The 21,066-nt window shown below is 64.0% G+C and carries 21 protein-coding genes; 8 read left to right on the top strand and 13 right to left on the bottom strand.

Going from position 1 to position 21,066, the window contains the following annotated elements; all coding sequences use genetic code 11:
* Window positions 1-374 precede the first annotated feature (374 nt).
* On the bottom strand, window positions 375-1,223 hold the full coding sequence (locus A985_RS0101495; RefSeq protein WP_017231666.1) for an IclR family transcriptional regulator: 849 nt from the start codon (window positions 1,221-1,223) through the stop codon (window positions 375-377).
* Window positions 1,224-1,454: 231 nt separating this feature from the next.
* Between A985_RS0101495 and A985_RS0101490 the strand changes: the two genes are divergently transcribed.
* Window positions 1,455-2,648: an acyl-CoA dehydrogenase gene (locus A985_RS0101490; RefSeq protein WP_017231665.1), complete on the top strand. Its 1,194-nt coding sequence runs from the start codon at window positions 1,455-1,457 to the stop codon at window positions 2,646-2,648.
* A gap of 248 nt (window positions 2,649-2,896) precedes the next feature.
* Here A985_RS0101490 and A985_RS0101485 read toward each other — a convergent pair whose 3' ends face one another.
* A complete protein-coding gene (locus tag A985_RS0101485) occupies window positions 2,897-3,535 on the bottom strand; it encodes a peroxiredoxin (protein ID WP_017231664.1) in 639 nt (212 codons plus the stop codon).
* Between the two features lie 205 nt (window positions 3,536-3,740).
* On the opposite strand from A985_RS0101485, the gene A985_RS0101480 reads away from it, so the two are divergent.
* The 3 genes from A985_RS0101480 to A985_RS26870 all read left to right on the top strand — a co-directional run bounded on the left by A985_RS0101480 (window position 3,741) and on the right by A985_RS26870 (window position 5,060).
* The gene (locus tag A985_RS0101480; RefSeq protein ID WP_026131540.1) at window positions 3,741-4,049 is read left to right on the top strand and encodes a YqjD family protein; all 309 of its coding nucleotides are present in this window, start codon (window positions 3,741-3,743) and stop codon (window positions 4,047-4,049) included.
* 95 nt (window positions 4,050-4,144) lie between these two features.
* Window positions 4,145-4,528 carry a phage holin family protein gene (locus tag A985_RS0101475; RefSeq protein WP_017231662.1) on the top strand — a complete coding sequence of 128 codons (384 nt, stop codon included), beginning with the start codon at window positions 4,145-4,147 and terminating at the stop codon, window positions 4,526-4,528.
* A 13-nt stretch (window positions 4,529-4,541) separates the two neighbouring features.
* Window positions 4,542-5,060: a DUF3318 domain-containing protein gene (locus A985_RS26870; RefSeq protein ID WP_017231661.1), complete on the top strand. Its 519-nt coding sequence runs from the start codon at window positions 4,542-4,544 to the stop codon at window positions 5,058-5,060.
* Between the two features lie 100 nt (window positions 5,061-5,160).
* On the opposite strand, the gene A985_RS23795 is transcribed toward A985_RS26870, so the two are convergent.
* From A985_RS23795 to A985_RS0101430, 7 genes are all read right to left on the bottom strand, one after another.
* Window positions 5,161-5,688, bottom strand: a complete 528-nt coding sequence (locus A985_RS23795; RefSeq protein ID WP_017231660.1) for a GspH/FimT family protein — start codon at window positions 5,686-5,688, stop codon at window positions 5,161-5,163.
* On the bottom strand, window positions 5,678-6,331 hold the full coding sequence (locus A985_RS0101460; RefSeq protein WP_017231659.1) for a pilus assembly protein: 654 nt from the start codon (window positions 6,329-6,331) through the stop codon (window positions 5,678-5,680). Before A985_RS0101460 ends, A985_RS23795 begins: the two co-directional genes overlap by 11 nt.
* Complete coding sequence (locus A985_RS28005; protein WP_017231658.1) at window positions 6,310-7,263, bottom strand: PilW family protein; 954 nt, start codon at window positions 7,261-7,263, stop codon at window positions 6,310-6,312. The genes A985_RS0101460 and A985_RS28005 overlap by 22 nt, the downstream gene beginning before the upstream one ends.
* A 682-nt stretch (window positions 7,264-7,945) precedes the next feature.
* Window positions 7,946-8,203: an acyl-CoA-binding protein gene (locus tag A985_RS0101445; protein ID WP_017231656.1), complete on the bottom strand. Its 258-nt coding sequence runs from the start codon at window positions 8,201-8,203 to the stop codon at window positions 7,946-7,948.
* A 315-nt stretch (window positions 8,204-8,518) separates the two neighbouring features.
* Window positions 8,519-10,009 carry an AdeC/AdeK/OprM family multidrug efflux complex outer membrane factor gene (gene adeC / locus A985_RS0101440; RefSeq protein WP_017231655.1) on the bottom strand — a complete coding sequence of 497 codons (1,491 nt, stop codon included), beginning with the start codon at window positions 10,007-10,009 and terminating at the stop codon, window positions 8,519-8,521.
* 3 nt (window positions 10,010-10,012) lie between these two features.
* Window positions 10,013-13,192 carry an efflux RND transporter permease subunit gene (locus A985_RS0101435; RefSeq protein WP_017231654.1) on the bottom strand — a complete coding sequence of 1,060 codons (3,180 nt, stop codon included), beginning with the start codon at window positions 13,190-13,192 and terminating at the stop codon, window positions 10,013-10,015.
* Window positions 13,193-13,207: 15 nt separating this feature from the next.
* A complete protein-coding gene (locus A985_RS0101430) occupies window positions 13,208-14,419 on the bottom strand; it encodes an efflux RND transporter periplasmic adaptor subunit (protein WP_026131539.1) in 1,212 nt (403 codons plus the stop codon).
* A gap of 484 nt (window positions 14,420-14,903) precedes the next feature.
* Here A985_RS0101430 and A985_RS0101425 point away from each other — a divergent pair, with 484 nt between their 5' ends.
* From A985_RS0101425 to modC, 4 genes are all read left to right on the top strand, one after another.
* Window positions 14,904-15,566 carry a TetR family transcriptional regulator gene (locus A985_RS0101425; protein WP_026131538.1) on the top strand — a complete coding sequence of 221 codons (663 nt, stop codon included), beginning with the start codon at window positions 14,904-14,906 and terminating at the stop codon, window positions 15,564-15,566.
* 318 nt (window positions 15,567-15,884) lie between these two features.
* Entirely contained in the window at window positions 15,885-16,709 is an 825-nt protein-coding gene (gene modA, locus A985_RS0101420; protein ID WP_232424484.1) for a molybdate ABC transporter substrate-binding protein, read from the top strand.
* 19 nt (window positions 16,710-16,728) lie between these two features.
* Complete coding sequence (gene modB / locus A985_RS0101415) at window positions 16,729-17,427, top strand: molybdate ABC transporter permease subunit (protein ID WP_017231650.1); 699 nt, start codon at window positions 16,729-16,731, stop codon at window positions 17,425-17,427.
* Window positions 17,417-18,523, top strand: coding sequence for a molybdenum ABC transporter ATP-binding protein (gene modC, locus A985_RS0101410; protein WP_017231649.1), 1,107 nt, complete (start codon window positions 17,417-17,419; stop codon window positions 18,521-18,523). Before modB ends, modC begins: the two co-directional genes overlap by 11 nt.
* A gap of 113 nt (window positions 18,524-18,636) precedes the next feature.
* Here the strand turns inward: modC and A985_RS0101405 are convergent, their stop codons facing one another.
* The 4 genes from A985_RS0101405 to A985_RS29745 all read right to left on the bottom strand — a co-directional run.
* Window positions 18,637-18,930 (bottom strand): hypothetical protein, encoded by a 294-nt coding sequence (locus A985_RS0101405; RefSeq protein ID WP_017231648.1) that lies wholly within the window; start codon window positions 18,928-18,930, stop codon window positions 18,637-18,639.
* A gap of 81 nt (window positions 18,931-19,011) precedes the next feature.
* Window positions 19,012-19,740, bottom strand: coding sequence for a molybdopterin-dependent oxidoreductase (locus tag A985_RS0101400; RefSeq protein ID WP_369751542.1), 729 nt, complete (start codon window positions 19,738-19,740; stop codon window positions 19,012-19,014).
* 119 nt (window positions 19,741-19,859) lie between these two features.
* Window positions 19,860-20,495 (bottom strand): cytochrome b/b6 domain-containing protein, encoded by a 636-nt coding sequence (locus tag A985_RS23790; RefSeq protein WP_051060044.1) that lies wholly within the window; start codon window positions 20,493-20,495, stop codon window positions 19,860-19,862.
* A 109-nt stretch (window positions 20,496-20,604) separates the two neighbouring features.
* Window positions 20,605-21,066: winged helix-turn-helix domain-containing protein (locus tag A985_RS29745; RefSeq protein WP_017231645.1), on the bottom strand; the 462-nt coding region annotated here is incomplete at its 5' end.

Below are 21,066 nucleotides of genomic sequence, written 5' to 3'. Positions count from 1 at the left end.
AGATTCGCACGCAGCCCTGTCACATGCCCAGGGCTGCGGCGCTTGCCCGTCCCCTGACTCCGCTCCAATGCCGGTTAAGTCGCTACGTCAGGGGACGGACAATCACCGCCATCGTGCGCCCCTACGTTCCCCCCTACTCGTTCCTGCTTCTACCTGCTCGTTCCGGCTCGTCTCTGTTCGTCTCTGCTGTGGTTACTGCGGTCGTCCTGGCTTTGTTGGCCGGATCATGTGGGTGGGTGTCGTCGCATCGAAGGCGGTTGCGAATCGGGTTGGGGGCCGCCCGCGGTGCGACTTAACCGACAATGGAGTGCCGCGGGCGGCCCCCAACCCGATGGACCACCGCCGTTTGCCGATTTTTTCAGATTTTTGCCGACTTACACGTGCCCACTGAGGCGCGCGGCGAGTTGCTTCAATCGGGGTGCGATCTCCTCGCGGAAGACCGCATCCGGAATCGATGACGACGGGCCGCTGCAACTGATCGCGAGCCATCGGTTCTGTCTCACGTCGCGCAACGGCACCGCGACCGCGTTCACCCCTTCATGCCAATCGCGAAACGAATAGCAACACCCCTCGCGCCGGTACGTCTCGATGCCCTTGTCGACGCCCGACTGCAGTGCGTCCCAACCGACATTGCGCAGCGCCGTCGGATTCGCGTCATAGGCATCGTGCAGATCGGCCAGTAACGTCTCCCGCTCGACAGGCGTCATGGCCGCCAGGTAGACGCGCCCCATCGAACTCGTCAACATCGACAAGCGTGATCCTGCCGTCAGGCCCAGCGTGAGATGCGCCGAATCGCTGCGGATGGTCTCGAGATACATCATGTCGATGCCCTCCCGGCAACCGAGCGAAATGGAACACCCCATTTCCTTGGCCAGCGCGCGCATGTGCGGACGTGCCAGCGTCAGCATGTCGGTGCCGTTCAGGAAGGCATATCCCAGCGCCAGCACGCCGGCGTCGAGCGCGTACTTGCCCAAATCGGCGTCGTAACGCAAATAGCCCAATTCAGTGAGCGTGTAGGCCAGCCGGCTGACGGTCGCCTTCGGCAGCCCGGTGCGCGCGGCGAAGTCGCGATTGCCCAGCAGGACATCGTCAGGTCCAAAGGCACGCAACAGCTCAAGACCACGTGCCAGCGCCGTGACGAACTTGCGCTCGTCATGTGACGGCGGCACACCATGCGCCGGCGCACCGGCAAAGGCAGACAGGGACGTTTTGACCACAACCATCGCGCGCTCCGCAGCAAAAAGGGGCGACCCGCGCAACAAGTGACCGTTGCCGAGCCAAAAATTTTAGTGTTAAACTAACTTCAGTTTTGGAACATTGTTCCGCATTGCGGAACTTTAGTCAAGTCGGAGCACGTCATGGGTTCGGGTGGCCACAAGGTCCGCCGGCCGATCAGGCGGGGCCGACGAGAATTGTGTCAGCGCATTTTTCAAGAACATCGGAGGAGATAGGTCATGGCAGGCAATGCACAGTTTCAATGGGAAGATCCGCTGTTGCTCGATGCGCAGCTCACCAGCGAGGAGCGCATGATTCGCGACGCGGCAGCCGCCTACGCGAACGACAAGCTCGCACCGCGCGTGCTCGAGGCGTTTCGTCACGAGCGCACCGACGCGGCCATCTTCCGCGAGATGGGCGAGATCGGCCTGCTCGGCCCGACGATTCCTGAAGCCTACGGTGGCCCGGGCTTGAACTATGTGGCCTACGGCCTGATTGCGCGTGAAGTCGAACGCGTGGATTCGGGCTATCGTTCGATGATGTCGGTGCAGTCGTCGCTCGTCATGGTGCCAATCTTCGAATTCGGCAGCGAAGCGCAGAAGCAGAAGTACCTGCCGAAGCTGGTCAGCGGCGAATGGATCGGCTGCTTTGGCCTGACGGAACCCAACCACGGTTCCGACCCTGCCGGCATGACCACGCGCGCCAAGAAGGTCGCCGGTGGCTATGAGTTGAGCGGCAGCAAGATGTGGATCACCAACTCACCGATCGCTGACGTCTTCGTCGTCTGGGGCAAGCTCGCCGACGAGAGTGGCGAGGAGAAGATTCGCGGCTTTATTCTGGAAAAGGGCTGGAAGGGTCTCTCCGCCCCGGCGATTCACGGCAAGGTCGGTCTGCGAGCGTCGATCACCGGTGAGATCGTGATGGACCAGGTGTTCGTGCCCGAAGAGAATCTGATGCCGGGCGTCTCTGGCCTGAAAGGCCCGTTCACCTGCCTGAACTCGGCCCGCTACGGCATCGCCTGGGGTGCGCTGGGTGCCGCCGAATTCTGCTGGCACACGGCACGCCAGTATGTGCTCGACCGTCAGCAGTTCGGTCGCCCGCTCGCCGCCAATCAGTTGATCCAGAAGAAACTGGCCGACATGCAGACGGAAATTACGCTGGGTCTGCAAGGCTGCCTGCGCCTGGGGCGCATGAAGGACGAGGGCACCGCCGCCGTCGAGATCACGTCGATCATGAAGCGCAACTCGTGCGGCAAGGCCCTTGATGTTGCCCGTCTCGCGCGCGACATGCTCGGGGGCAACGGCATCTCCGATGAGTTCGGCATCGCCCGCCATCTGGTGAACCTCGAAGTAGTCAACACCTACGAAGGCACACACGACATTCACGCCCTGATCCTCGGGCGCGCACAGACCGGCATCCAGGCGTTCTTCTGATTGTCGTCGCATCGCATCCAATCGATCGATTCGATCGATTGGATGGGTTCGATACCCTACACCGCGCGTCGCTCGCGCGGCGTAGGGCACTTGTCTGGTACGCGTCGTTTCTCAGGCCGCAAGTCGCGGGCCGTCAATCCCCCGGGCGACGGCGCGTACCAAACAACAATGCCAGCGCTCTCGCGCTGGCATTTTCCGTTTCAGCGTCCGTCGAACAACGTCGACAGCGTTCCGACATGCAAGCCGGATTACTTGTTCGGCTGCGGCGTGAGACGCAGGTAGGGACGCACGACCTTGTAGCCCTTCGGGAATTTCTCCTTCAGCACGGCTTCGTCCTTGATCGACGGGACGATCACGACGTCTTCGCCATCTTTCCAGTTACCCGGCGTCGCCACCGAGTAGTTATCGGTCAGTTGCAGCGAATCGATCACGCGCAGGATTTCGTCGAAGTTGCGCCCCGTGCTGGCCGGATACGTAATGGTCAGGCGCACCTTCTTCTTCGGATCGATCACGAACAGCGAGCGAACGGTCACGGTTTCGCTGGCGTTCGGATGGATCATGTCATAGAGCTGCGACACCTTGCGATCGCCGTCGGCCAGGATCGGGAAGTTGACCGTCGTGTGCTGCGTTTCGTTAATGTCGTTGATCCAGCCTTTGTGCGACTCGGCATCGTCCACCGACAATGCGATGGCCTTTACGTTGCGCTTTTCGAACTCACCCTTGAGTTTGGCGGTCAGACCGAGCTCGGTCGTGCACACCGGCGTGTAATCGGCCGGGTGCGAGAAGAGCACCCCCCAGCTGTCGCCGAGAAATTCGTGGAACTTGATTTTGCCAACCGACGAGTCTTGCTCGAAATCGGGGGCAATGTCACCCAAACGCAATGTCATTTACAGTCTCCTTGAGATCCGTCAACTCAGTGGGGTAAAGACTAAAGGATGCTAACCTTTGCCAGAACGAATAAAAAATTTGGTGCAAATAATTATTCGAAATATAAGGCGGTTGGGACGTTGTTTTCTGGCAACGACGCATTGAACGCGTTACGATGTGACTCATATCCCTCTCGCATTTTCCTCCCAAAATCGGGTAACGACCATGTCGCAAGTCCCTACCAACAAGGAGAAGTTCATGACCGATATCAAATCCGTATTGGCCGACGCCGAAGATCTGCTCAAGCAAGCCGCCAACACGACCGGTGAGCGTGCCTCCGAACTGAGCGACAAGGCCCTGGCGCTGCTCAAGCAGGCCAAGGAAAAAGCCTCCGACGTGCAGGTTGTCGTCGTGGAGAAGAGCAAGCAGGCGGCGCGCGTGACCGACGACTACGTTCACGACCATCCGTGGCAAGCCGTGGGCATTGCCGCCGGCATCGGCGTGGTGATCGGCCTCCTGCTCAACCGTAAGTAAGTTACGCCGACGCAAGTCACTTCCTCGCCTACTCTGCCCAAGGCGGAGTCCACCTGACCGGCGCGACGGGTCAGGTGGGCCGCCAAGCCCACCCCATGACCGACAATGATCGCACGACCCCGCCGCGGCCTTCGCTGCGGCGCCTCGCCGGTGCGTTGCTCGAGATCGTACAGTCGCGCATCGAACTGATCGGCATCGAGTTGACCGAGGAGAAGGAGCGCCTGATGGGCGTGGCTTTCCTCGGCCTGGCCGCGATGCTCTTCGGCGTGCTCGCTCTGGTGTCGCTCACCGCGCTGGTGATCGTGATTTTCTGGGACACCTACCGTCTTCAGGCCATGACCGGCATCTTTGCCGTGTATCTGGTGCTGGCGGGGTGGTGCGCCGTGCGTGCGCGCAACATTCTGCGTGATGCGCCGATGCCGTTCGAGGCCACGCTGGCCGAGTTCGAAAAGGATCGCGACGCGCTGCGTCCGGACTGAAGGAGATCTGCCCGTGCCGCTCGAACCGAACCGCCCTCGCCGCCCGCGACCGTCACGGCGCTCGCGCCACGATCTCCTCGCCATTCGCAAGGAGCTGGTGCTCACGCGCATCGCCGTCGAGCGCGCCGAACTGATCCAGGCCGCGCACGTGACGCGCGAGCGTTTCCGCAATTTCCGTTGGGTGCGCTACCTGTTGCCGGGCGGCCTCGCGAAGTTCGCCGGGCTTGGGGGCCTCGCGAACTCCGGGCTCAAACTCGGCGGTCTGCTCGAGCGCTACCCCCTGGTCAGCTCGGTGGCCTCGCTTGCGCTCACCGGCTTGTCGCATACCCCCGTCGGACGCGTTGTTCGTCGCGGTCTCAAGTGGGGCGGCCTCGGCGTGCTCGCATGGCAAGGCATCAAGCTCTGGCAGGACTCGACGAAGCCGTCAGCGCCGCAAGTCGATGAACCCAACGCGGCACACGCCACTGCCGCGTCCGCCACAAACAGCACCCACGCCAACGCGAACGACGCCGGCATCCCCCCCGTCATGTAATGGGCACGCCCCCTTATGCCTCGGGACATGACGGCAACACCACTTCTCGACGCCACGCCCGCATGACTGCATGACTGCATGACTGCGCGCGGTCATGGCATCATCGCGGCGCGGCGGCGCACCGACGTGACATGCGGGCGCGGCCATAGGCATTGATCGTGATGCAGATGCGACGCTCGTGCCCCTCGATCCGCACCGTCCCCGAGAGCCATTTGTCGCGCTCGGTTCGTATGAAACCGCTTTCCGCGAACGCCAGCCCTTCCGTGTAGTACAGCGCCCAGTCCGCTTCGATGTGTACTCCCGGTGGCAACGGCGCATGTCGCGCCAGCAATTGATCCCCCGCGTCGAAGCGATGATTCCGATTTTCGTCCACGAACGTCACCCAGCCGCCGCTCAGCGCCCCGCCATCGTGCGGCGCTATCGCCACGCGCCGGTGGCGCGCCAGGGCTTCCGCTCGCGCGGCCTGCATCGACGCCAGGAAGGCGCGCGCCGTGATATCGACCCCCACGCGGCGGCGAACGGCGTCGATGGAAGGCGCGACCGCCAGCAGCGCCACGGCAAGCACCGCCACCGCGACAACACACTCCAGCAGCGTGATGCCCGACATCGCCCGCGGATCATGATGCATCGCAAGACTCACGCTGAGCGCCGTGCGTGGACTTTCCCACGGCATCGTCGTGCCACGTCACCACCTCGCGCCAACTCAATGCGCGCGACGAATACGACGAACGCGAAGCATCCGATCCGCGTCCCTCACCGGGACGAACCTCCTGCTCGCGACGACGAACCTCATAGATCGCCTGCAGGTAGACACGCGTCCCGGGCAAGTCGCCACATCCCATCGCACTGACCCGATAGCGTCGCACCGACGCATCGCGCTTTGCTGCGTCGTCGGTCCAATAGGCGGACAACGCGATTCGCTCGATGAAGTAGCTTGCCTTATGCCGTTTGACGACCGCTCCACTGCCACTCCACTCGACTGTCCGCCATCGCGGCACGCGTTTTGGATACCAGACGTCGCCCCGATGGCTCGCCGCCAGCACCCCATTCGGCCCGGCGTCGAACGCCGACATGCTCGCGATCTCCGCGGCCTGTACGCCGTCGGTAAGCCAGTCGCGCGCCTCGGCAAGCGCCTTGTCGGCTGCGGCAAACGCCCCGACACGATCGTTCGTGTACGCGACGAAACGGTTCGCCAATTGGCGATGCTGCATGCCGGAGGCGGCCAGTGCCATCAGGGCGGCCAACCACATCACAATGAAGACGCCAACCATTCGGCCTCCGCCCCCACGCCACCGTCGTTGCGACGATAGGCCACCGCATTGAACACATGTAAATGGACGTCGCCAGCGTTGCCCAGTCGCTTGAACTCACGACCGCCGGTCGCCGCGTCGAACACTTCGATCACGCTCACTGCCCGCGGCTTGCCACCGCGACGCGGCGCCCCGCGCATCACCAACGAAAACGCGACCGCCGCCACGTTCTCCCATCCCCGCTCGCCGGCCGGCGGGCGCGCGGGTCGGTTCCGCATCCGCGTGCCCGGCGCGACCCAACGCAAGCCCCCGGTCCCTCGGTCACGCAACCCCAATCGGATGTACATGGCCTCCACCCCCATGACCAGCACTTCCGGGCGGCGCAGATCGGTCGCCGTCGCCTGACGCTCACCGTAGCGGCAGTAAAGCGAGGGAATCGCGTCTTCTCCCTTGTCCACATAGAAGATGCTGAGTTGACGTTCGTCCAGCCGTCCCGTGGCTTTCACGCGGTACCCGCCGCAATTGTGCACAGCCCCATTGCCCAGCAAAAAGCCCGCCCCGTGAAATTGCACCTCCAGCAGCGCACTGCCCTGCCATCCGAACCGCGAACAGTTGTCGGCCGTGAGCGCACACTCGGCGCCGACACGCAGCGACGGCCAGTCTCTCACCCCTTGCCCGGGCAATCGGATCGCGCCTTCCATCGGGTCCCAGTTCCGATATCCGGCCATACCAACGGCACGCGTGAGGTGCGTCAGCGCAAAGAGGGCACGCTCGTTGACGTCGTATCGCTCGGCCTGCACTCGCCACAAGCGAATGCCCGCGAGATAGATCGCCGTCGCCGCCATGACGACCAGCAAGCCCAGCGGCATCGCCAGTACCACCTCGAGCAACGTGAAGCCAGTCATGCGACGTTTGCGCCAGCCATCGCCCCAGTCGCCGCGCGGCGCGCTCATGGTTGACCGAGAGCGAGCCACGCATCGCCCGCCGCTGGGGGTCGCGACAGTGCCGCCCCCGGGGCTGGCAAGGCCATCATCGTCACGTTCGGCGTCGATGCGAGTTCGGCAGATGACATTCCCCCGGCGGCCTGCCATCGTGCAAAGCCCTGCGCACCGGCCGTCAGCGCCAGCACGGCAAACATGACGTCGAGCAGTGTCGCGCCCCGTGCCAATGCCCTGCGCCGCACACCGCACTGCGGCCGCCCCTTCATCGGCGCCTGCCTCGGTGGCACCGAGGCGGGCGGTGTCCAGGGCTGCGCTCCCCGCCGCCGGCTTCGGCCCGCGTCGAACGGCGGCATACCGCGACCTCGCCGCGAGCGCGTCCGGGCGCGATGGGTCAACGCATCGCGAAGCGTATGCCGGTCGGTCAAGCGCATGGGGTGTCGGCGATCCTGTCTCATGGTTCGATACCTCGTCTCGTTGATGACGCGTCCATCGTCGCGCACGGTCGACGAAACGCCAATCGGACACCGCCGCAAAACCCGCCCCGTCATGCGCCACCTCACTGCTCATACGCAACGCATGCCCGCCATCACGCAAACGCCCATAAAAAAACGGCGACCGAAGTCGCCGTCTGTTGGCGCGTCGTACCGAGGGGACTCTACGCCGCTTCATCGCGTCATTGCCGCCCCCGGCAACCTTATCCCTTCAACTCATCGACAAGTGCGACATACGCTTCCTGTGCCTCTTCTTTCGACTTGCCCTTGAGCATCTCCCAGGCGTCGAACTTGGCACGCCCGACAAAATCCGTGATGCCGGGACGCGCACCGGACACGTCGCCTTCCGTGCCTTGTTTGAAGAGCGCGTAGATCCGCAGCAACGTGAAATTGTCGGGGCGCTCGGGCAGCGCCTTGGATTGGGCTACGGCCTCGTCGAAGCGCGTTTGAAGATCGCTCATGGTGTCTCTCCCTGGAAAAACGGTCAGCTTATAAGTGCCCCGCGCGTCGCGTCGGCAACGTCATGCAAACGCTCGCGTCGACGCTCGGGGTGTTGCGAATACAACGCGAACTAGGATATCGACGAAGCGGTATGCCAGGTAGGGGCGAGCGTAGAACCCAGCGTCTAAACCTCTCGGGAACTGAGCTTGTTTACCGCGAAACACGACGCCCGAACGTAAAACGCCCGGCGTATTGCCGGGCGTCTCGATCGTCAAACCTTGCACCGTCGCGAGACATTTGCGCCAATCACGCCGCGCGCCTGCCTCGCGACACGATCACGATGCGGGTGCCGCCGGTGCCGATGCCGCCCCGGCGCTGGCCGGTGCGGTGTGCTCCTCCCAACCGCCTCCGAGCGCCTTGTACAGCGTAACGAGGTTGGTCCAGCGCGACAGACGCGTCGCGATCAGTGTCTGCTGCGCCGCATACAGCGAGCGTTGCGAGACGAGCGCGTTCAGGTAACTATCCACGCCATTGCGATACCGCAGGTCCGAGAGCTTGTAGCTCTCGTCGCTCGCCTTGACGAGTGACTCCTGCGCGGCGATTTGATCGTCGAGCGTGCCGCGTGCGGCCAGCCCGTCGGACACTTCGCGGAACGCCGTCTGAATCGCCTTCTCGTAGTTGGCGATCTCGATGCGCTTTTTCACCTTGGCCAGATCGAGATTGGCCAGATTCTGCCCGCCCGCGAAAATCGGCAGCGTGATGGTCGGTGCGAACGACCATGCGCCCTGCCCGCCCTTGAACAGATTGCCCAGCGACGCGCTCGCCGTCCCCGCGCTCGCCGTGAGCGAGATCGACGGGAAGAACGCGGCACGCGCCGCGCCGATGTTAGCGTTGGCGCCCTTGAGCGTGTGCTCGGCCGCCGTCACGTCAGGGCGACGCAGCAGCAAATCGGACGGCAGCCCGGCGGGGAGATCGGTGAGCAGGCCTTGCCCGTCGAGCGGACGTCCCGGCGGTAAGTCCGCCGGTAACGGCTGACCGATGAGCAGCGCGAGCGCGTTCTCGTCCTGCGCGACCTGGCGCGTGTACTGCGCCAGATTCGCCCGCGCCGCATCGACCGGCGTTTGCGCCTGTCGCAGATCGAGCCCCGAGGCCGTCCCCACGTCGAAGCTACGCTTGGTCAGCTGATACGACGACTCCTGGCTCTTGAGCGTGTCGGCCGTCAGTTTGAGCAGATCCTGATCGGCCAACCAGGTGAGGTAGGCCGTCGCCACTTCCGAGATCAGCGTGATGTGGGCCGTCTTGGCCGTGTCCTCGCTGGCCAGATACGTCTCCAATGCCTGATCCTTCAGGCTCTGGATACGACCGAACAGATCGAGTTCGTATGACGTAAAGCCTACGCCTACCTGGTAGCTGCGGCTGATGCTGGCCCGCCCGGAGGACGTCAGGTCCCCCGGCGTGCGCTGAACCGACCCCTGCCCTGCCACCCCCACCGAGGGCAGCAACGCGGAACGCTGGATCTGATACTGCGCACGCGCGGCTTCGACGTTGAGCATCGAGACGCGCAGATCGCGGTTGTTCTGCAGCGCGATCTCAATCAACTTCTGCAGGCGGGGATCGGTAAAGAAATCGCGCCAGCCCAAATCGGCCGCCGCCACGCTACTGCTGCCCGCGGTGCCGTTCTGGTTTGCCGCGCCAGGCGTCTTGTAGGCCGGACCAGTGGGGAACGTCGTGGCGACCGGCGCCTCGGGCCGCTCATAATGCGGCGCCAGGGTACAGCCTGCCAGGGACGCTGCCGCCAAGGCAATCGACAATGCTTTGTGCTTCATAGCTCAGTTTCCTTCCTTGGCGGGGCCTTCGGTGGCGTCCGGGTTCGGCTTGCGCGCTTCCGGATGCTCCACGGTGTCCAGGTCTTCATGCGCGAAGCGCTTGCGCACCAGCACGAAGAAGACGGGCACGTAGTAGATCGCAAGGAACGTCGCCGCCAGCATACCGCCGATCACGCCCGTCCCGATCGCGTGCTGCGAAGCCGAGCCCGCGCCGTTGGAGATCGCCAGCGGCAACACGCCGAGCACGAACGCCATTGACGTCATCAGAATCGGTCGCAGACGCAGGCGCACCGCCTCCATCGTCGCTTCCATCAGGGTGCGGCCCTGCTCCTGGAGGTCCTTGGCGAATTCCACGATCAGAATCGCGTTCTTCGCCGACAGCCCCACCGTGGTCAGCAGACCCACCTGGAAGTATACGTCGTTGGACAAGCCACGCAGGGTCGCGGCGAGCAACGCCCCCAACACCCCCAAGGGCACCACCAGAATCACCGAGAACGGGATCGACCAGCTTTCGTACAAGGCCGCCAGACACAGGAACACGATCAGGATCGAAATGGCGTAGAGCGCCGGCGCCTGCGAGCCGGAGATGCGCTCTTCGAACGACAGCCCCGTCCACTCCAGACCGATACCCGTCGGGAGTTGCTTCGCAATTTCCTCGATCGCCTTCATGGCGTCGCCCGACGACTTGCCCGGTGCCGGCATGCCCTGAATTTCCACGGCAGGCACCCCGTTGTAGCGCTCCAGACGCGGCGAGCCATAAATCCACTGCCCCGTGGCGAAGGCCGAGAACGGCACCATGGCCCCGCTCGAATTACGGACGTAAAGTTTGTTGATGTCCTGCGGCAGCATGCGATCCTTCGCTTCCGCCATCACGTACACCTTCTTCACGCGACCGCGATCGATAAAGTCGTTCACGTACGACGACCCCCAGGACGCCGAGAGCGTGGAGTACACATCGGCAATCGACAGCCCCAGCGCGGCGGCCTTTTCTTCGTCGACGTCCACCTTGTACTGCGGCGTATCGTCGAGTCCGTTCGGACGCATGTTCGCAAGGTTAGGGTTCTTCGCCGCCATGCCCAGCAACTGATTACGGGCGGCCATGAGCGCGTCGTGGCCGAGACCCGCGCGATCCTGCAACTCGAAGTCGATACCGCCTGCGTTACCGAGTTCCGGCACCGACGGCGGGTTGATCGCGAAGACCATCGCGTCCTTCATGCCGGCGAACGCCCGGTACGCCCGTGCGATGACCGACTGCACCTTGAGATCGGCCGACTGACGCTCATCCCACGGCTTCATCATCGTGAACGCGAGACCCACGTTCTGACCGCGGCCGTTGAAGCCGAAGCCCGTCACCGTGAAGATCGAACGCACGGCGTCCTTTTCATTCTCCAGATAGTGCTTCTCGACCTGCTTCATCACGTCGAGCGTACGCTCCTGCGTCGCGCCCGGCGGCAATTGCACGAGGTTGAAGAAGTAGCCCTGGTCTTCGTCAGGCAAGAACGCGGTCGGCATACGCACGAACAGGAAGCCCACGACGGCCACGATCACCACGTAGACGATCAGGAACGGCGTGCTGCGCTTGAGAATGCGCTCCACCTGGCTCTGGTACTTTTTCGAGCTGTTGTCGAACGTGCGGTTGAACCAGCCGAAGAAGCCGCGCTTCTCATGCACTTCGCCCTTCTTGATGGGCTTGAGAATCGTGGCGCACATCGCCGGCGTGAGCACGATGGCCACGAGCACCGACAGCGCCATGGCCGCCACGATGGTCAGCGAGAACTGGCGATAGATGGCGCCGGTCGAGCCGCCGAAGAACGCCATCGGCACGAACACCGCCGAGAGCACGAGCGCCACCCCCACCAGCGCACCGACGATCTGGCTCATGGCCTTTTTCGTCGCTTCCTTCGGACTCAGCCCCTCTTCGGACATCACCCGCTCGACGTTTTCCACCACCACGATCGCATCGTCCACCAACAAACCGATGGCGAGCACCAGCCCGAACATCGACAGCGTGTTGATGGAGAAACCCGCCGCGCCCATGATGCCGAACGTACCGAGCAACACCACCGGCACGGCAATCGTCGGAATGATCGTCGCCCGCAGGTTCTGCAGGAACAGATACATCACGAGGAACACGAGCACGATACCTTCGATGAGGGTCTTGATCACTTCCTCGATCGAGATCTTCACGAACGGCGTGGTGTCGTACGGGAAGTCGGCCTTCATGCCCGTCGGGAAGTACTGTGCGAGGTCCGCCACCTTCTGCTTGACCGCCGTGGCCGTTTGCAGCGCGTTGGCGCCCGTGGCCAGCGTGACCGCGAGACCCGCCGCCGGCTTGCCGTTATAGCGCGCGACCACCTGGTACGATTCACCGCCCAGCTCCACGCGAGCGACATCGCCCAGACGCACTTGCGAGCCGTCCTTGTTGACCTTGAGCAGGATCTGGCGGAACTGCTCCGGCGTCTGCAAGCGGCTCTGCGCCATCACCGTGGCGTTGAGCTGCTGGCCCTTCACCGCCGGCGCGCCCCCCAGCTCGCCCGCCGAGACCTGCACGTTCTGCGCCTGGATGGCGCTCGAGACGTCGAGGATCGTCAGGTTGTAGCCGTTGAGCTTCTGCGGATCGACCCACACACGCATGGCGTACTGCGCACCGAAGAGCTGGACCTGACCGACGCCGTTCACACGGCTGATCGGATCCTGCACGTTGGCGGCCAGATAGTTCGCGAGGTCGATGTCGGTCAGTTTGCCGTCGTCGGAATACGCGCCGATCACCAGCAGGAAGTTCTTGGTCGCCTTGGCGACCTTGATGCCCTGCTGCTGCACCTGCTGCGGAAGCAGCGGCGTGGCGAGTTGCAGCTTGTTCTGCACCTGCACCTGCGCGATGTCCGGATTCGTGCCTTGCGCGAAGGTCAGCGTGATCTGAGCGGTACCCGAGCCGTCGGAGGTCGACGACATGTACTCGAGGTTGTCGATACCGTTCATCTGCTGCTCGATCACCTGCGTGACCGTATCCTGCACGGTCTGTGCGGAAGCGCCCGGATAAACGGCAGTGATCTGAACGGACGGCGGGGCGATCGGCGGGTACTGCGAAACCGGCAGCTTCAGGATCGAAAGCGCACCGGCAAGCATAATGACGATCGCGATCACCCAAGCAAAGATCGGGCGATCGATAAAAAACTTTGCCATGAAAGAGGCTCCGCGTTATTGAGCTTTGGCGCCCGAGGCGGGGGCGGCCGCTGCCGGTGCACTGGCACCTGCAGGCGCCTCAGCCCCCGGCAACTGCGCCGGAACCGCCTTCGCCGGCGCGCCCGGGCGCACCTTTTGAAGACCCGACACGATCACCTGATCGCCGGCGGCCAGACCCGCACTCACCAGCCACATGTTGCCGATCGCGCGATCGGTGACAAGCTGACGCAACTCGACCTTGCCTTCCTTGTTCACGATCAGTGCCGTCGGCTGGCCCTTCTGATCACGCGTGACCCCCTGCTGCGGCACGAGCAGACCGCCCTCCTTCACGCCTTCCTGCAGCTTCGCGTGCACGAACATGCCGGGCAACAACTCGCGGTTCGGGTTCGGGAAGATGGCACGCACGGTCACCGAGCCGGTCGTCTGATCGACGGTAATGTCGGAGAACTGCAGCTTGCCTTCGAGCGGGTACGTCGTGCCGTCTTCCAGGGTCAGTTCCACCTTGGCGGCGTTCTTGCCCGCGCTTTGCAGCTTGCCCTCGGCCAGCGCACGACGCAGGCGCAACCCTTGCGCCGCCGATTGCGTCACGTCCACATACATCGGATCGATCTGCTGAACGGTCGTCATCAGCGTGGCGGCCCCTGCCTGCACGTAGGCGCCTTCCGTGACCTGCGACAACCCTGTGCGGCCCGAAATCGGCGCCGGCACGTCGGTGTAGCCGAGGTTGATCTTCGCCGTGTCGACGGCCGCCTTGCCGGCCTGCACTTCGGCGTCGGCTTGCAGCGATGCGGCAACGGCGTTGTCGTAATCCTGCTTGGACACCGCCTCGACGGCCACGAGTTGCTTGTAGCGATCGGCCAGCAGTTTCGTCGACGCCTGATTCGCCACGGCCTTCGCCAGCGTTGCCTTGGCGTTTTCATACGCGGCCTGATACGTGGCCGGATCGATCTTGTACAGACGCTGGCCCGCCTTGACGTCACCGCCTTCGGTGAAATCGCGCTTGAGCACGATGCCGTCGACGCGCGCGCGAACATCGGCCACGCGGAAGGGCGAGGTGCGTCCGGGCAGGTCGGTCGTCAGCGTTACGTTCTGGGATTGCAGCGTCACGACGCCGACTTCCGGCACCATGGCCTGCGGCGGCGGCGGCTTCTTGCCGCATGCTGCCAAGGCCAACACCGCGAGTGCGACGGCAGTGACCATCCCCAGTGAACTTCTCTTGACGTGCATATACGCCCCCGATAAATGGAATGCGGTCAAACAAAATGACAAGTACGTTGCGTACGATTGCGGCGGCAAAGGCCCGTCCGCAATCCCGTCGCGCAGAGGCGGGTCGGAAGTGCCTGAGGCCCGGAATGCGGGCCCCCGGAGACAGGCCCGGAAGGCGGCCAAGAAGACGTCCCCGGCGCGGCGAACCGCGCGCGCTGGCACTCATGTGAGATCGTCGAACAGGCTCCGGGGCCCCGGCGGGTGAGCAGGCGAATCCTGCCCTAAACCGCGCGGCGCGCCCCGGTCAATTCGCTCCCTGGGATCAGTGAGGTGTTTCCCTTAGACGAAGGAGCTTAAATGTTCCCTGTGCAATAGAGCAAGCGGCTGCTATTATAGATACATTCATGAATGTATGTAAATCATATTGCGTCGCATCAATGTGCGGCGCTCGTTACGTTTCATTCCACTGCATTTCGCAAATTTCCGCCGCCCCTGTGACACGACGATGGCCCGCAGAACCAAAGAGGAAGCGATCGAGACCCGTAATCTGTTGCTAGACACCGCCGAGACGGTGTTTGCACAGAAAGGGGTATCGCGTACGTCGCTCGCCGACATCGCCGAGGCCGCCGGCCTGACCCGCGGCGCCATTTATTGGCACTTCAAGAACAAGATCGACCTGTTTAACGCCATGACGGATCGCATCCGTCTGCCGATGGAACGCATGATCGACGAGGAATGCACGGAGCCCCAGGACGGTGACCCGATGGCGCGCATGCACGAGATCTGCAAGCTCGTGCTCAGGGAGACGGCGCGTAATGAGCGCCGCCGTCGCGTGCTCGACATTCTGTTTCACAAGTGCGAATACACCAACGAGATGCTGTCGGTGCTCGAACGTCAGCGCGAAGCGTGCGCCGACGGCAAGCAGCGCATCATGCGAGATATGGAACGCGCGATCGAGCGCGGTCAACTCCCCCAGGCGCTCGACACGCGCCGCGCAGCGATCATGTTGCACGCGCTCGTGGTCGGCATGATGTCGGACTGGCTCTTCCTGCCCGACTACGACCTCGGCGTGGAGTGCGATGCCGTGGTCGACGGCTTCTTCGACATGCTGCGCACGAGCCCCGCGATGTTGCGCGCCGGCAGCGAGCCGCCGCCGAGCGCCGCCTGACGAACGTCTACGCACCTCTAGGCGCGCTTACACGCCCTTACGCTGCCTTACCCCCCCATACGTGCCTTTGCGCGCCTATGTGTGCCTTTTGCCCGCCCCAAAGGTCTCTCGCGCGCCCTACGAGGGTCATCTGAGCACCGTGATACGGCGTATACCTGTACAGCGTCGCAGCGTTATATATAATCCTACATAACGCGTTGCGCACCTTGCGCGACCAGTGGTCCGGCCTCGCTGCCGGACTGCATTCATGAGCCGGCTCACGGCGACATTCGCCGAATACCGAGTCAGCCGAGCCAACCTAAGCTGGAGACCACGTTCGTGAAAGCTGTCGTTACTGTCGTAATCGCTCGCCGCAAGTCCCACGCTCCGTACAAAGCCGCCACGATGTTGCACCGCGCACTGGGCGTCGCCATCGTTGGCGCAAGCCTGTTGTTTGCCGGCCACGCGGCGGCTCAGCAAGTGTATGCTGCCGCCAGTATGAAAAACGCGCTCGACGATGTCTCGGCTGCCTACACAAAGGAAACCGGCAAGACACCGGTGCTCGTCTACGGCGCCAGCTCGACGTTGGCTCGTCAAATCGAGAAAGGCGCCCCTGCCGATGTATTCATTTCGGCCGACCAGGACTGGATGGACTACGCGCAGAAGCACGATCTGATCGACACGAGCACGCGTCACAACTTGCTCGGCAACGCGCTCGTGCTGATCGCCCCGGCCGCGACCACGGGCAACGTCGATCTGACGCCGGGCGCCACCGACCTCGACACCAGGCTCGGCAGCGGCAAGCTCGCGATGGGCGACCCCGCGCACGTACCGGCGGGTCTCTATGGCAAGGCTGCACTCGAGAAGCTCGGGCTCTGGCCGAAGGTGCAAGGCAAGGTCGCGGCCGCCGACAACGTGCGTAACGCGCTGTTGCTGGTCGCACGTGGCGAAGCGCCCTACGGCATCGTCTACAAGACCGACGCCAACGCCGAGAAGCGCGTGCGCATCGCCGGCACGTTCCCGCCCGACAGCCATGCCCCGATCGTCTACCCGGTGGCGGTGACGAAGCAGGCCAACCGCGCCGACGCGGATCCGTTCTACCGATTCCTGCAAACGCCGGCCGCCCAGGCCACGTTCCAGCGCTTCGGCTTCACCCGCCCGTGAATTCGCCCGCCCATCCTTCATGAACCTCACCCCGCAAGAATGGGGCATCGTTGAACTGAGCCTGCGCGTCGGCCTGTGGGGCACGCTGTGCAGCCTGCCCCTCGCCTACGCGGCTGCCTGGCTGCTCGCACGCCGGCAGTTCCCCGGCAAAGCGCTGCTCGATGCCCTGCTGCATTTGCCGCTCGTGCTGCCGCCGGTGGTCGTCGGCTTCGCGCTGCTCGTGCTGTTCGGCACACAGGGCGCCATCGGCAAGCTGCTGCACGAATGGTTTCATTTCACCTTCGCGTTTCGCTGGACAGGCGCGGCGCTGGCCGCGGGCGTGATGGGATTCCCGCTGCTCGTGCGCGCCATCCGACAAGCGCTCGACGCGGCCGACACAAAACTCGAACAGGCAGCACAGACGCTTGGCGCAGGCCCCTGGCTCACCTTTCTGACGGTGACCTTGCCGCTCACCGCGACCGGCGCATTGCACGGCTTCGTGCTCGCGTTCGCGCGCGCACTGGGCGAGTTCGGCGCAACGATCACGTTCGTCTCGAACATTCCCGGACAAACGCAGACGCTGCCGCTGGCGATCTACACGGCCACGCAGGTGCCCGACGGCGACGCCATGGTCTGGCGCCTGTGCGCTATCTCGGTCGTGCTGGCGGTCGCCACACTGATCGGCTCCGAGGTGCTGATCCGCTTCGGCCACCGCAAGGCGCTCGGTCATGACGGTTGAAGTGCGACTCCAGCATCGCTTCGGCGATTTCTCGCTCGATGCCGAGTTCGCCGCGGGCATGGGCGTGACGGCGCTGTTCGGGCCATCGGGCAGCGGCAAGAGCACGGTCGTCAATGCCGTGTCCGGCCTGCTCAAGCCCGATGCCGGTCGCATCGTCGTCGGCAACGACATCTTGTTCGACAGCAGCGCAGACGTCGCGCTGCCGACATGGCGCCGGCGCATCGGCTACGTGTTTCAGGACGCGCGCCTGTTGCCGCATCTGACCGTGCGTCAGAATCTGCTGTTCGGCCGCTGGATGCGACGCCGCGATATCGCCGCCGCCGGTACCGGTGCGATTGCGCTTGCACACGTGGTCGACGTGCTGAATCTGGGGCACTTGCTGGGCCGTCGCCCGGGCGCGCTCTCCGGTGGCGAGAAGCAGCGTGTGGGGATTGGCCGTGCGCTGTTGTCGTGCCCGCGCCTGCTGCTCATGGATGAGCCACTCGCCTCGCTCGACCACGCGCGGCGTCTCGAAGTGCTCGACTACCTCAATCGCATCCGTCACGAGTTGGCGCTGCCGGTGCTCTACGTCACCCATTCGCTCGACGAAGTGATGCGACTGGCCGATCAGGTCGTGTTGTTCAAGGACGGCCGCACGATCTCTCAAGGGGCGCCGGCCGACGTGCTCAATCTGCATCGCGACGCGCTCGACAGCACCGCGGAGTCCCCGGGTACCGTGCTGGAGACACGCATCGTCGCGCATGATGCCCGCTACGGCCTGACCGAGCTGGCCGTGAACGGCAGCGACACGGTTCGGCTGCGTGTTCCGCGCGCCAGCGGCGAGGCGGGCGACGCCTGCCGGATTCTCGTGCGCGAGCGCGACGTCGCCATCGCCACATCGCCGCCGCTCGACATCAGCGTGCTGAACGTGCTGGCCGCACGCGTGGCGACGCTGCGCGACCTGGGCGATTCGGTGGAAGTCGGCGCCACACTGCTCGGCGACAAGGCCGGGACCGTGCTGCGCGCCCGCATCACACGCTTCTCTGCCGACCAATTGCATCTGGCGCCGGGCCGCGAGGTGTACCTGCTCATCAAATCAGTCGCCCTGACGCGCTGATGCGCCCAAGCTTGGCAATGACGCGGCGCAATCGTCGCGCCAAAACGACGCAAGGCGTCGCCACGTACATTCGGGGCGACGCCTTGTCGGCTTGTCGTGCTACGCCAGTTGGCTTACTGGGTCTTGCCCATCGCGTCGCCTTTTTCCTTCTTCCCCATGGCATCGGATTTGCTCATCGCACCGCCCTTCGACATGGCGTCGTGCTTGCCCATCGCGTCGCCCTTGGACATCTTCCCGCTCTTGTCCATGTCCTTGCTCATGGCGTCGCCTTTGCTCATCGCATCGCCTTTGCTCATCGCGCCGCCCTTGCTCATCGCATCGCCTTTGCTCATCGCGTCCTGCGCGAACGCGGCGCCGGTGCCGAGTGCCAATCCCATCGTCATGACCGCCAGATATCGCATTTTCATTGCCGTAGTCCTCAAAGAGTGAGTGAGCCTTGCCGGAGCGTCACGCAAGTGCTCCGTCAATCATGCAGTCGAGCGGTTGCGTCAACTGCCACCGAACCAGTTGTAGCCCTGGTCCTCCCAATACCCGCCCGGATACGTGTTGGTCACGAAAATCGCGCGGATATGCTTGGGATTCTTGTAGCCGAGCTTCGTGGGAATCCGCAGCTTCATCGGAAATCCGTATTCCCTGGGTAGCGTCTGGCCGTCATAGGTCAGCGCGAGCAGCGTCTGCGGATGCAGCGCCGTCGGCATATCGATGCTCGTGTAGTAGTCGTCGGCGCATTTGAAGCCGACGTAGCGTGCCGTGGTGTCCGCGCCGATACGACGCAGAAAGTCGGCGAACGTCACCCCGCCCCAGCGGCCAATGGCGCTCCAGCCTTCCACGCACACGTGACGCGTGATTTGTTCGGCCGCGCGCGGGGCGGCGAAACGGCGCAAGGCGTCAAGCGGCCACGGCGCCTTGTCCGCGATGAGGCCGGACAACTCCAGTTGGTAATCGCTTTCCTCGACGACGGGCGCCTCGTCCATCGAATAGAACGCGTTGAACGGGAACGGTCGCGTGATGCGCGACGCCGGGAATGTAGGCGCCAGCACATTCTGACGAAACAAGGCGGCCTGCACACGATCGTTCCATCGCGAGATCGTGTCGAGCGCCGACGAGACACCCGCGTTGTCGTCCAGCGAACAGCCCGAGAGCAGCGCCACGCCACCGAGCGACAGCGTACGCGTCAGAAACGCGCGGCGCGAGGGCTCGGCCACGCGGCGCGTCATCAGCGCACGCGCCTCATGGAGAATCGCTTCGCCGTCGCGCACGACCGGTGCGTCGGCAGGCAGGTGGCTGGGCTTTCGATCGAGGGTCATGGCAGCTCCGTGTCTTGTCGTCGGCGCACTCAGCGTCCGGTAATCATCGTGCGCAATGTGCGCGGCACCAGCGCGACCATCACGACATGAATCGCGACGAATGCCACCAGGCCCGCCATCGCGAGAAAATGCACCCAGCGCGCCCCCTGGAATCCGCCGAACAGCGCGCAGAGCCAGCCAAGCTGCACAGGCTTCCAGATCGCGAGTCCCGACGCCACGAGCAGCACGAGGTCGAGTACCGCGAACAGATACGCGATACGTTGAACCTGGTTGTACTGATGGGGATCGTCGTGGGCGAGTCGGCCACGCAGTGCGGCGAACGCGTCGCGCACCACACCGCGCAACGTCAATGGAAAGAAGCGACGCGACAGGCGTCCGCTCGACACATTGAAGAGCAGATAGACGAGCCCGTTGCCCGCCAGCAGCCACATCGCGGCAAAATGCCACCGCAGCGCACCGCCCAGCCAGCCGCCCAGCGTGAGTTCGCTGGGAAAGCGAAAGCCGAAGATCGGCGACGCGTTGTAGATCCGCCAGCCGCTCGTGACCATCGCGAGGACGGCCAACGCATTCAGCCAATGGGTGACGCGCAGCCAACCCGGCTGGACCGGACCGGTTCGCACGGGGGGCAGTGCGGCGGGCGGCACGGATTTCGTCAAGGGTGACATGGAGACCTCCATCGCTGGGTTTGCGTCGATGGAGCCAGTGTCACTTCAAGACGGTGACGAAGTCCTCACGGAGAAATAACGTTTTCGTGATACTCGGCGAGTCCGGGCATCAAGGGCGATGCGACGGTACCGATTCGGTCTCCGGGTCATCCGCCGTGCCGCTTCTGAGATACGCGTCGAACGTCGGCACGTGGGCGTCGAGCAGCAGACGGATCTCATTGATGAGCGTGTCGTAGTGCGCCGCGAGGTTCTGCGCGAACGGCGTGAGCTGCGCGCCGCCCCCGGCCACACCGCCAATATGTCGGGTGACGAGAGGCTCCCGGAATTCGTGATTCATCGCTTCGACGAGCAGCCACGCACGCCGGTACGACATGCCCATGCGGCGTGCGGCGGCGGAAATCGACCCCGTCGCTTCGATGGCGCGCAGCAACGCCAGGCGCCCGGGCCCGAACACTGGCGTATCGCCATCACGCACGCGAACGCGCACGTCGTAGCCCGCCTCGCCGGCCGGCGCCGGCACTTTCCCCACGGCTTCCAGTCTCCAGCGCCGCAGCCGTCGCCCGCCGCCTGC

The sequence above is a fragment of the Pandoraea sp. B-6 genome (genome assembly GCF_000282835.1).
Classification (GTDB): Bacteria; Pseudomonadota; Gammaproteobacteria; order Burkholderiales; family Burkholderiaceae; genus Pandoraea; species Pandoraea cepalis.
This window is presented reverse-complemented; position numbering and strand designations above follow the sequence as displayed.